Here is a 10,378-nt window from a genome sequence, read left to right as displayed (position 1 = left end):
CTTGCCGCTTTGCGGTGAGCGTTCCCGCTGGCAGATTCATGCCCTGGAATCGCCCGCGGAGTTGATGGCCAGCCTGGGTGCTGGAACCGCGCGTACGGCAGTCGTGGCTGCTTGAGTCCTAACTGCGCCCGGGATAGCCGCGCAGTAGGCCGCTCTCGATCATCAGCCCCACGCCGGCATTGATCAGGATCAGGCCAAAGGTGCCGTACCAAAACCAGGGGCCGGGGCTGGCCAGGGTTTCCAATTTGCCTGCGGCGGCAAGCACCTGGATGCCTTTGCGGATCACCGCCTCGCCAAATAGGCAGAGCCCGGCGGGCAGGAGCAGCACGCCGAGTTGGGCCTTCACATACCAGCGGATCTTCTGAACGGCCATGGAGAGCTCAAAGGCGTCAGGGCTCCAAACTTAGGCCGATGCTTCAAGAGGTGCCCCCGAACACACCCAATTCACCAGCGTGCGCACGCCGAAGCCGGTGGCGCCGGCGGGATCCTGGCCGCGGCCCTTGTCACTCCAGACGGTGCCGGCAATATCCAGGTGGGCCCAAGCCAGCTTGGGGGTGACGAAGTCCTGCAGAAACAGGGCGGCGGTGATCGAGCCCCCGGGCCGGGGGCCGGTGTTCTTGAGGTCGGCAAACTGGCTCTTGAGCCCGGCCTTGTAGGAGGCCCTCAGGGGCATGCGCCAGAGGGCTTCACCGCTGGCTTCGCTGGCGCCCAGCAGGGCATCTGCCAGGCCGTCGTTGTTCGACCAGAGGCCCGCCATCTCCTCCCCCAGGGCGATCACGCAGGCTCCGGTGAGGGTGGCCAGGTCGACCACCGCATCCGGTTCGAGCTTGCACGCGTACACCAGGGCATCGGCCAGGGTGAGGCGCCCCTCGGCATCGGTGTTGTTGATTTCGATCGTTTTGCCGTTGGAGGCGGTGACGATCGCGCCTGGGTGGATGGCCCCGCCACTAATCATGTTTTCGCAGGCCGCCACGATCATGTGCACCTCCACGCCGGCGGGCTTGATCTCGGCGATGGCACGCATGGCTCCCAGCACCGCCGCGCTGCCGCCCATGTCGTACTTCATCATCTCGATCTGGGAGCCGGCGGTCTTGAGGTTGTAGCCGCCGGAATCGAAGGTGAGGCCCTTGCCCACCAGCACCAGGCGCCGCTTAGCCCCACCCTCGGGGCGGTAGGTGAGGTGGATGAACTTGGGCGCCAGGTCTGAGCCCTGGGCCACCGCCAGGTAGGAGCCCATACCCAGGGCCTCGCAGTCGCTGCGCTCCAGCACCGTCAGCTCCAGGCCAAAGTCGCGGGCGAGGGCAGCGGCGGTGTCGGCCAGGTGCTGGGGCGTGGCCACGTTGGGCGGAGCGGCCACCAGCTCCCGGGCCAGCTCGACGCCGGCGCAGCTGGCTGCCACTGCCGCCAGGGCGGGAGCGGCGCTTGCTGCCACCCCGATCAGGCTGATCGTCTCCGGCAGGCTCAGGGGCTCGGGCTCCCCCTTGAAGCGCTGGTCGCTGAACAGGGCCAGGCGGCTGGCCTCCGCCATGGCCTGGGCTGCAGCACCTGCTGACAAGGCCTCGATCGGCATGGCCAGGGCTAGATGGCTTGCTCCAGCGGCGGCGGCGGCCTGGCTGGCGGCGGCGCAGGCCCGGCGCAGGCCGGCGAGGTTGAAGTCGGCCGGAGCCCCCAGACCCACCAGGATCAGGGTCTGGGGGCTGGCATCTAGGCGATCGAGGCTGAGACATTCCCCGGGCTTGGCTTTGAAGCGCCGCTGCTCCAGGCGACTCGTCAGCGACTGACCCAGGGCGGCGCTGAGCTGCTCAAGCTGGGGGTGGTCGGGGCGATCTTCGGCAGCGGCGAACAGGCCGACGGCCAGGCAGTCACCATCGAAATCGCCCAGGGCCGCAGGCAGGTCGTCGGGGATGCAGCGAAAGTCCATGGAACGGCCGAGGTTGGGCGCGATCGTAGCCAGCGTGGCCAGCCCAACTCACCTAGGCAGGATCGGCTTGAAACGGCGTGGCCCAGCGGCTGCGGGTTTCCTTGTTGAAGGGCGGCAGCCAGCGCTGAATCAGGGCCTGCTCCAGGGCGCGGCGCGGGCGGATGGCGGCGGGCACATCTAACCAAAAGCGGATGCTGGTTTGGCAGCCCAGGCCCACTTTCAGCAGGGCTTCGCTGTAGGCGGCGAGGTAGGCCTTGCAGTCGTGTTCGCCTTTCCAGCGCCGATCTGCCTGGCCGGTTTCACCGACATAGAGCAGCAGGGGCTGGCCTAGATCGGCGGGCCGATCTGTCACCAGATAGAGGGCTGCACCCTGTTGGGTTGCGGCGGGCCAGCGCCAGAAGGAAAGGGCCTGGGGGGTGAGCTGCAGGGGGTTGAAGGCCTTGGCTATCTCTTCAGGCGTTCCGGGGCTACCGGCAAACAGCGAGACCTGTATGGCACCACCAGCTTGGTTGCTCCACAGGGGCTGCTGGTGGGCGGCGAGGCGGGTCTGCCAGTCCAGCAGCTGCGAGGCTTGCAGGGGCAGATCAGGGGTATCGGCGCGGCCAGTGCTCCCCAGCTGGCTGGCCGTAAACAACTCGCCTTGACGCGCCATCGCTTCAGGCCCCGTTGCTGGTTTGGCCTAGGCGGGTATTGCCCTTGCCGCCTGGGGGCAGTGCTGGCCCGGCAGGGCCTTGCTTGAAGCTCACCTTGCCAATCCAGCTTTCCACCAGGTCGGCGGGAAATTGCAGCCGCTGTTGCAGGTCGGCCAGATCGCGAAAGGGGCTGCGACTTCGTTCATGCAGCAGTCGGCTGAGCCTGGGCGGATCGAGCCCCAGCCCTGCTATCTCCTGGCTGGAAGCCTGGTTGAGATCCACCAGGGTGGCGGATTGCAAAGGCGCTGCTGGCTCGCCGTACCAGCGAAATTCCAGCAAAGGCAGCCAGCGGCGCACCAGCGCATCGGAGAGATCCAGCACCCGTTGCAGGTCGTCGGCGCCGCTGAGCTGGATGCCGCCCGCCTGCAGCCGCAGCAGCAGGTCCACCTGATCGACAGCGATGCCCGGCAGCCGCAGCCAGTCGGCCGCGGTGGCGCGATTCACATCAAGCCGCCAGCCCAGGGCAGCGGCCCGGCCTACGGCCTCAGCATCTTCAAGCCTGAGGGCAGGGTTGTGTTGCAGCTTCAGGGCCAGCAGCTCCTGCTCCACCAGCTCTTGCTCAACCAGCTCCCTCTGGACCCGCTCCCGTTCCCGCTCCGCCGCTGCATCGGCGGGTACAGCAGGGAGCTGATCTGGTGGGATCTGTGCTGGTGGGATCTGGCCAGTGGCCCTCAGCAGCTGACGTGCCAGGGGATCCAACCAGTGCCGCTTGGCCATGGCGGAATGCCACCGCATTAAAAACGCTTCAAACTTAGCGGGGGCCTCACTCTTCAGGCCAATCGATTAAGCCCCAGCGCAGGCCGAGCACAGCTGCATGGGTGCGGTCGCGGGCCTGGAGCTTGCTGCAGAGGGAACGCAGGTGAGTTTTGGCCGTGTCGGCGCTGATAAACAGCCGCTGGCCGATCTCGATGTTGGTGTCGCCTTCAGCTACCAGGCTGAGCACCTGGAGTTCGCGCCCAGTCAGCGGTTCTAGGGGCCCCCCCTTACCGGGTCCGCGGCGAAACAGCTCCGTCAGACTGCGGTCTACGTAGACCCCGCCGCCGCTGATCGCATGCAGGGCGGCCATGGCACTGCCCAGCCCAATGCGGGACTCCACCAGCAAGCCGTCGCAGCCGGCCTCGATCGCTGCTTGGATCTCGCTCTGGCGGTGCTCCTGGGTGATCAGCAACAAGGTGTGCAGGCCGGGCCAGCGCTGCTTGATTTGCAGCAGTAAGGAGATTCCCGAGCCCTGCTCCAGGGTGTCGCTGAGAAACACCATCGAGGGCCGGTGCCGCTCCACCAGCTCCAGGCCGGCGGCCTCACAGGTGGCGGCACCCACCAGGTGCTCCTGGCCGATCAGGCCGCCCACAAAGAAGCTGAGCAGGGCCCGGTTGCCGAGGCAGGCCACCAGGCGGGCATCCCGCAGCAGGTTGTTGATCTGGCTGGTGTTGCGGCGGATCTGCTCAAGCTTGGGCGTGAAGTCCATCGGCGCTGAAGGCTGGGCTGGGGGCCTGCATTGGCGCCATCCTGGCCAGCTCCGCTCGATCCGCCAGGGGCAATACGCCTATCCGCACTCCCCAGGGGTGCCAGGCCTCACCAGAATTTGCGAACGCTGCGCTGCCAGGGTTATGGCGTTTTTTGAATCCGAAATCGTTCAGGACGAAGCCAAGCGGCTGTTTGGCGATTACCAGCAGCTGATGCAGCTGGGTAGTGAGTACGGCAAGTTTGATCGTGAGGGCAAGAAGCTCTACATCGAAAAGATGGAGGACATGATGGAGCGCTACCGGGTGTTCATGAAGCGCTTCGAGCTCTCTGAAGACTTCCAGGCAAAGCTCACCGTGGAGCAGCTACGCACCCAGCTGGGCCAGTTCGGCATGACACCCGAAACGATGTTCCAGCAGATGCACCAGACCCTGGAGCGCATGAAGTCTGAGCTGGAGGCCACGGCATAGCGGCTGCCTACGATCTCGCCACAGAGCAAGGCGGGTCGCAGTTCGAATGACAACAGCGCACCCTCCAGCAGACCAGCCTCCAGCAGAGCAGCCACCTACCGGGCTGCCTCCTCTGCCGGCCTGGCTTGAGCGGGGAATGGCGGATCTGTTCCCCGCCGGCAGCGGTGCCGGTGCCTGCAGCGACCCAGACCAGCAGCTAGCCGCTCGCCTGGAAGAGGCCGATCGGGCCGGGCGGCCCTTGCGCATCAAGCTCGGCATCGACCCCACCGGCTCCGATATCCACCTGGGGCACTCGCTGCTATTCCGCAAGCTGCGGGCCTTCCAGGATGCTGGCCACATCGCCGTTCTGATCATCGGCGACTTCACCGCCCGCATCGGCGATCCCACCGGTAAGAGCGCCACCCGGGTGCAACTCAGCGCTGCTGCGGTGGAGGCCAATGCCGCCACCTACCTGCAGCAGCTGGGTCAGGGCCAGGACCCCGAGCGCGCCCTGCTTGATTTCGTGACTCCTGGCCGGCTGGAGGTGCGCCGCAACAGCGAGTGGCTCACCGGGCTTGACCTGCCCCAGGTGATTGAGCTGCTGGGCATCAGCACCGTGGGCCAGATGCTGGCCAAGGAGGACTTTTCCAATCGCTACGGCTCGGGCGCCCCCATCTCCCTGCACGAGTTTCTTTATCCGCTGCTGCAGGGCTACGACTCGGTGCAGGTGCAGGCGGATCTGGAGCTGGGCGGCACTGATCAAAAGTTCAACGTGGCCATGGGCCGCGACCTGCAGCGTCACTTCGGTCAGCGCCCCCAATTCGGCATGCTGCTGCCAATCCTGCCGGGCCTCGATGGCGTGCAGAAGATGAGCAAAAGCCTGGGCAACACCGTGGGCCTCGCCGAAGATCCACTTTCGATGTACTCGAAGCTTGAAAAGGTTCCCGATGCGGTGGTCGACGACTACCTAACCCTGCTGACTGATCTGGATTTGGCGGGTCTGCCGCAGAACCCTAGGGAGCGTCAGAAGCTGATGGCTCTGGAGATCACCCAGGCGCGCCATGGTGAGGCTGCGGCGGCGGCGGCCCAGGTGGATGCAGCCAAGCTTGTGGCCGGTGCCGCGGGTAGCGGTGCCGCCGCCGCCGAGGTGCCGGAGGCCTCGCTGGCGGCAGTGAATTTCCCCGCCAAGGCCTTCTACCTACTCAGTGCTGTGGGCCTCTGCACTAGCAGCAGCGAAGCCCGCCGCCAGATCCAGGGCGGCGGCGTCAAGCTCGATGGCGAAAAGCTTGTTGATCCAAACCAGGAGTTTGCCGGCCCGGAGGTCCTCGCCGGCAAGGTGCTGCAGCTGGGCAAGAAGACCTTTCGGCGGCTGGTGGCGGGCTGAGCGCTACTACCGGCAGCTCATACCTGGTGCCCTCCTACCTGCTGCCCAGTAGATCGTCCCAGCTCGGGCCCTGGGCTGCAGCTGCATCACCGGAGCTGCCACGGGGAATGGTGATGCCCGCATCGCCCCAGAGGTGCCAGGCAGGTAGGGGGCAGGAGGCGCCCGCCTCAAAGTTGAGGGTCGCCGGCAGGGGAGTGGAATCGGAGAAGGCCATGGCTACGGCTCGCACTGCCCAAGCCTGGGCGCTGGCATGGGGCCCTCAATGCAGCGCTGATGCCATCGCCATGTCGTCTGGAAGACGCCCTCCCTAACCTGCAAGCAAGCTGCCAGCGGCCCTTGCTTGAGCCCAGTGATCAAATCATCGTGGCCCTCGATGGCATGGCGCCAGAGCAGGCCATGGCCTTTGCGTCTGCCGTGCCTGCGCTGCGCTGGGTGAAGGTGGGCCTGGAGCTGTTCGTGGCTGGCGGGCCGGATGTGGTCCAGCAGCTGCGCGACCAGGGCAAGCGGGTGTTCCTCGATCTCAAGTTCCACGACATCCCGGCCACCATGGCCGGCGCCTGCCGCAGCGCCGCCCGCCTCGGTGCCGAGCTGATCACGGTGCATGCCAGCGCTGGCAGCGTGGCCATGGGCGCGGCCCAGGCGGCGGCGCTGGAGTCGGCTGCGGCGGTAGGCCTGTCTGCCCCCACCCTGCTGGCGGTGACGGTGCTTACCAGCTGGGAGCAGGCCCGTTTTGCATCCGAGCTGGCCATTGAGGAACCGTTGTCCACCTACGTGCCACGGCTGGCCCAGCTGGCGGCTGCTGCTGGCATCGGCGGCTGCGTCTGCTCCCCGCTGGAGGTGGCCGCCCTGCGGGCTGCCCACAAGGAGCCCTTTGCCCTGGTGACCCCCGGCATCCGCCCGGCTGGAGCGGCCCTGGGGGATCAGCAGCGGGTGCTGACGCCCGCCCAGGCCGTCGCCGCCGGTGCCAGCCAGCTGGTGATTGGCCGGCCGATCACGGCGGCGCCAGATCCGGTTGCGGCGTTTGCTGCCTGCTGTCGGGAGCTGGAGCTGGGCGGGTTTTAGTTCACCGATTAATTTCAGGCCACCAGTGAGCCTCGGGGCACCAGTTCGGCGTAGAGCGCCTCGAGGGCGTCGATGTTGCCTTCAAGTGTGTAGCGCTCCAGGGCCCGCTCCCGGGCCCTGCGGCCCAGCTCGGCGGTAAGCACCGGCTGATCGCGCAGCACCGGGATCAAGGTGCGCAGCTGGGTGGTGACGCCCTGGGTACTGATCACGATGCCCGCGCCTCCCTCCAGTACCTCGCCGTCGGCGCCGGCGTCGGTGGCGATGCAGGCGGTGCCGCTGGCCATGGCCTCCAGTAGGGCCAGGCTCAGGCCCTCCACCAGGGAGGGAAGCAGGAAAACCTCGGCTAGCTGCTGGAAGGCCACGCGTCGCTCCAGGCTGGGCTCATAGCCCCACCACACCAGATCTGGTTCGTCTCCAGGGGCCTGCAGCGCACTACGCAGGGGGCCATCGCCCACGATCACCAGCACGCAGCCGGCGGGTCGCACTAGCCGCCAGGCCTTGATCAGGGCCTCGACGTTTTTCTCAGTGGCCACCCGGCCCATGTACAGGAAGACGCGCCGGCCCGCAAAGCGCTGGCGCAGCTCCTGCAGGTCTGGGCTGGCAGCGGCGGCCAGCGATGCCGGCTGCCACATGGCGGTGTCGACGCCGTTGGGGATCACGGCCAGCCGCTCGGCCCGCACCCCCAGGCGCAGCAGCATCTCCGCCTGCAGCTCCGAAAACACGATCACCCGATCAAATTTGGCCAGGGTGGGCCCATAGAGCTGGTAAGTGAGCTGCTGGGTGCCGGCGGTGAGGTTGCGCAAGCTGGCATCGAAGGCCGGATGAAAGGTGGCCACCACCGGCAGCCCCAGCTGCTGGCAGAGATCGGGTAGGCGGAAATCGAGGGGGGACAGGGTGAGGCTGGCGTGCACCAGGTCGGGCTTGAGTCGCTCCAGGGATTCGCGCAATTCCCGCTGGGCCCCCAGCGATGGAATCGTGTACACCTGAGACTTCACCAGGTAGGGCAGGGCCACTTCCGGGCCGCCGCCATTGCTGTCGCCCTGGTTGTCAGCGTCCGGCAGGGCATCGCTGGAGCGAGCCAGGCTGCCGGGGGGTGTGTCGAAGTGGATAAAGCTGATGCCATGGCCGCGGCTGCGCAGCGCGTGGGTCGTGCTCAGTCCGTAGGTGACGTTGCCGCAGAACGGTGTTTTCTTGCCCAGCCAGGCAATGTGGGCCACCAGGGCTCGCGCGTCCGGAGGCCCACGCTACCAGCGCTTCCAGGGACGCTCCAATAAGGCCGCCACCAAGGCAATGGCTGCCAGGCCCCAGAGCACAGGCAGCAGGCCGTATCTGCTCACCACCGCCCCGGCCAGCACCAAAGGCAGGCTCAGGGCCACGTTGATCAGGTTGTTTTGCAGGCCAAACACCTTGCCGCGCAGATCTTCGGGTGTTTCTTCCTGGATTGTGGTTTGGGCGGGAATCGCCAGCAGGGCTGAGCCCACCCCCAGCACGCCGCAGAGCAGCAAGGTGAACACCAAATTGCCGCGCAACTGACCCAGCAGCACCAGGCTCCAGCCGATCGTGCCCAGGCCTGTGGCAGCCAGGTGGCGGCGGTTGAGCCCCTGGCCCAGCTGGGCCACGGCCAGGGCCCCAATGGCCAGGCCCAGGCCGCTCATCGCCAGCAGGGTTCCAAACTGGGTGGGGCCAAGCCCGGGGATAGCTGCCGCCAGGCTGATCGCCAGCACGTAAAGGGCGGCAAGCAGGCTGTAGAGCAACACCAGCTGCACCATGGCGCTGAACACCCGCGGCCGCTCCCGCAGCACCTGAAGCCCCTCTCCGATCTCTTGCCACACGGTTGTGCGGGTCGGCGCCCGAGGCGGCTCCTGCCAGCGGATTCGGCTGATGGCTACGGCCGCCAGGCCATAGCAAAGCGGCAGCAGCAAAAATTCACCGCCGCTGATGCCGATTCGTTGCAGGCCCAGGTTTAGGAGCCGCAGGATCGGATCACCCAGGGCAAAGCCCACGATCGTGGCGGCCATGCTGGTGGCCTGATAAAGCGAGTTTGCTGCGAGCAGCTGGTCGCTTGGCACCAGCTGGGGTAGGGCTGCTTGTTCGGCCGGCGCAAAAAATTGGGTGAGCACCGACTCGAAAAAGGTCATCAGCACCAGCCCCCAGTAGCCCCAGCTCAGCCCCAGCCACTCGGGGCCCTCCACCAGGCATAGGGGAGCTAGCAAGACCAGCAACGCCCGCAGGCCGTTGGAGGCCACCATCACGCCCCGCTTGGGCCAGCGGTCGGCCCAGACCCCGGCGACAGTGCCCAGCAGCATGGCTGGAATCGTGTTGGCCACGTAGATCCCCGTGGCCAGCAGGGTGATCATCTGGGCCCGGGTTTCGGGCAGGTCCAGCCGGATTGCCGAGGCGGCCTCCGCCAGGGCGGGGTTGGCCTCAGGCGTTCCCTTCACCCAGGTCTGGGCGATCAGGAACACCATCAGCACGATGTAAAACTTGTCCGCCAGCTGGGAGAAGATCTGGCCAAGCCAGAGCCAGCGGAAATCGGGTAGCGCCAGAACGCCCTGCAATCCGGTGGCGTTGGAATTGCCGCTCAAACTGGCTCGAATTGCTGCAGGCTCGTCATGATGGCGCAGCCCCGGCTGCCAAGCCGGTGCGCAGCAGCCGGAAGGCTCGGGGTTTGCGGCTGAGATGCTCCTGGCACCAGTGCTCCACCAGCTCCAGCAGGTGCAGCCACACCGGCAGGGGGCCCATCAGTTCGCCATCGCGCCGGCGGGGCAGGTTGGGCCGCAGCAGCCGTTGCAGCAGGGCCAGTTCGGATGCATTGAGCACCACCCGCGCCCCCGGCACGCCACCGATCACCAACCCCTCGCTCGGCACCAGGCTGCAGCGCCAATCCCAATCGCCCACGGGTGGATCCAGGGGCTCACCACTGCGGCTGCAGCAGCCCAGGGGTAAGGCGTAGCCGCCGAGGGCCAGCAGGTGGACGCTGCCCTGCACCGCGATTGCCAAGGCTTCTAGGTCGCAGCCCCGCTCCCGCACCAGGGCGTCGAGGCGGCCCAGCTGCATCAGTAGGTCGCCCAAGATTCCGGCGCAGGGTGCCTCGCTTGGCACCAGGGCCAGGCAGAGCTCCATCAGGGCCTGGGCGGCGGCGAGGGCCTCCAGCTGCTGGGCCAGGCCGCTGTAGCTGCGCAGCACTTTCAGTTGACGCACCCGCCTCAGGCCGCTGCGACCGCCCACCTGCAGGCGTAGATGGCTCAGGGGCACGGCGGCGGCCAGGCTGCTGCGGGGTCTGCGCGCCCCCGGCACGGCCAGCCGCACCACCCCCTCCTCGTCGCTGAGCAGGGTGAGCAGCCTGTCGTTTTCGCCCAGGGGCCGGCAGCTCAGCGCCAACCCTTCGAGGCTTTGCTCCGGCACGGTT

12 protein-coding genes are annotated in these 10,378 nt (G+C 67.1%); 3 read left to right on the top strand and 9 right to left on the bottom strand.

The genetic code is table 11. The annotated features are described in order from the left end of the window. Positions 1–118 precede the first annotated feature (118 nt). Genes KBY85_RS01385 through KBY85_RS01365 form a run of 5 tightly spaced genes read right to left on the bottom strand, consistent with a single transcriptional unit; the run spans position 119 to position 4,078 of the window. Positions 119–373, bottom strand: coding sequence for a hypothetical protein (locus tag KBY85_RS01385; protein WP_254959793.1), 255 nt, complete (start codon positions 371–373; stop codon positions 119–121). A 30-nt stretch (positions 374–403) separates the two neighbouring features. Next, positions 404–1,921 carry a leucyl aminopeptidase gene (locus KBY85_RS01380; protein WP_254959792.1) on the bottom strand — a complete coding sequence of 506 codons (1,518 nt, stop codon included), beginning with the start codon at positions 1,919–1,921 and terminating at the stop codon, positions 404–406. 52 nt (positions 1,922–1,973) lie between these two features. Further along, the gene (locus KBY85_RS01375) at positions 1,974–2,573 is read right to left on the bottom strand and encodes a GIY-YIG nuclease family protein (protein ID WP_254959791.1); all 600 of its coding nucleotides are present in this window, start codon (positions 2,571–2,573) and stop codon (positions 1,974–1,976) included. Positions 2,574–2,577: 4 nt separating this feature from the next. After that, positions 2,578–3,330 (bottom strand): hypothetical protein, encoded by a 753-nt coding sequence (locus KBY85_RS01370; RefSeq protein ID WP_254959790.1) that lies wholly within the window; start codon positions 3,328–3,330, stop codon positions 2,578–2,580. 46 nt (positions 3,331–3,376) lie between these two features. Next, positions 3,377–4,078 (bottom strand): response regulator transcription factor, encoded by a 702-nt coding sequence (locus KBY85_RS01365; protein WP_254959788.1) that lies wholly within the window; start codon positions 4,076–4,078, stop codon positions 3,377–3,379. A 142-nt stretch (positions 4,079–4,220) separates the two neighbouring features. Here KBY85_RS01365 and KBY85_RS01360 point away from each other — a divergent pair, with 142 nt between their 5' ends. Together KBY85_RS01360 and tyrS are read left to right on the top strand one after the other, a co-directional pair. Then, entirely contained in the window at positions 4,221–4,544 is a 324-nt protein-coding gene (locus KBY85_RS01360; RefSeq protein ID WP_106502272.1) for a DUF1825 family protein, read from the top strand. Between the two features lie 136 nt (positions 4,545–4,680). Next, positions 4,681–5,907, top strand: a complete 1,227-nt coding sequence (gene tyrS, locus KBY85_RS01355; RefSeq protein WP_254959887.1) for a tyrosine--tRNA ligase — start codon at positions 4,681–4,683, stop codon at positions 5,905–5,907. Positions 5,908–5,941: 34 nt separating this feature from the next. On the opposite strand, the gene KBY85_RS01350 is transcribed toward tyrS, so the two are convergent. Next, entirely contained in the window at positions 5,942–6,121 is a 180-nt protein-coding gene (locus KBY85_RS01350; RefSeq protein WP_254959787.1) for a hypothetical protein, read from the bottom strand. A 122-nt stretch (positions 6,122–6,243) separates the two neighbouring features. On the opposite strand from KBY85_RS01350, the gene pyrF reads away from it, so the two are divergent. Then, entirely contained in the window at positions 6,244–6,969 is a 726-nt protein-coding gene (gene pyrF / locus KBY85_RS01345; RefSeq protein ID WP_254959786.1) for an orotidine-5'-phosphate decarboxylase, read from the top strand. Between the two features lie 14 nt (positions 6,970–6,983). On the opposite strand, the gene KBY85_RS01340 is transcribed toward pyrF, so the two are convergent. The 3 genes from KBY85_RS01340 to recO are packed head-to-tail and all read right to left on the bottom strand — an operon-like array spanning position 6,984 to position 10,374. Continuing rightward, positions 6,984–8,186, bottom strand: a complete 1,203-nt coding sequence (locus KBY85_RS01340; RefSeq protein WP_254959784.1) for a glycosyltransferase family 4 protein — start codon at positions 8,184–8,186, stop codon at positions 6,984–6,986. 27 nt (positions 8,187–8,213) lie between these two features. Further along, complete coding sequence (locus tag KBY85_RS01335; protein ID WP_261359424.1) at positions 8,214–9,554, bottom strand: MFS transporter; 1,341 nt, start codon at positions 9,552–9,554, stop codon at positions 8,214–8,216. A 25-nt stretch (positions 9,555–9,579) separates the two neighbouring features. Beyond that, on the bottom strand, positions 9,580–10,374 hold the full coding sequence (gene recO / locus KBY85_RS01330) for a DNA repair protein RecO (protein WP_254959783.1): 795 nt from the start codon (positions 10,372–10,374) through the stop codon (positions 9,580–9,582). Positions 10,375–10,378 lie beyond the last annotated feature (4 nt).

The sequence above is a fragment of the Cyanobium sp. BA5m-10 genome, from assembly GCF_024346255.1.
GTDB classification, from domain to species: Bacteria; Cyanobacteriota; Cyanobacteriia; order PCC-6307; family Cyanobiaceae; genus Cyanobium_A; species Cyanobium_A usitatum.
This window is presented reverse-complemented; position numbering and strand designations above follow the sequence as displayed.

Bases quoted from the DNA above. Each gene is read 5' to 3' on its own strand.
- tyrS (WP_254959887.1), top strand. From the start codon at position 4,681: ATGGCGGATCTGTTCCCCGCCGGCAGCGGTGCCGGTGCCTGCAGCGAC.
- KBY85_RS01370 (WP_254959790.1), bottom strand. From the start codon at position 3,330: ATGGCCAAGCGGCACTGGTTGGATCCCCTGGCACGTCAGCTGCTGAGG.
- KBY85_RS01380 (WP_254959792.1), bottom strand. From the start codon at position 1,921: ATGGACTTTCGCTGCATCCCCGACGACCTGCCTGCGGCCCTGGGCGAT.
- KBY85_RS01375 (WP_254959791.1), bottom strand. From the start codon at position 2,573: ATGGCGCGTCAAGGCGAGTTGTTTACGGCCAGCCAGCTGGGGAGCACT.
- KBY85_RS01350 (WP_254959787.1), bottom strand. From the start codon at position 6,121: ATGGCCTTCTCCGATTCCACTCCCCTGCCGGCGACCCTCAACTTTGAG.
- KBY85_RS01360 (WP_106502272.1), top strand. From the start codon at position 4,221: ATGGCGTTTTTTGAATCCGAAATCGTTCAGGACGAAGCCAAGCGGCTG.
- KBY85_RS01365 (WP_254959788.1), bottom strand. From the start codon at position 4,078: ATGGACTTCACGCCCAAGCTTGAGCAGATCCGCCGCAACACCAGCCAG.
- KBY85_RS01385 (WP_254959793.1), bottom strand. From the start codon at position 373: ATGGCCGTTCAGAAGATCCGCTGGTATGTGAAGGCCCAACTCGGCGTG.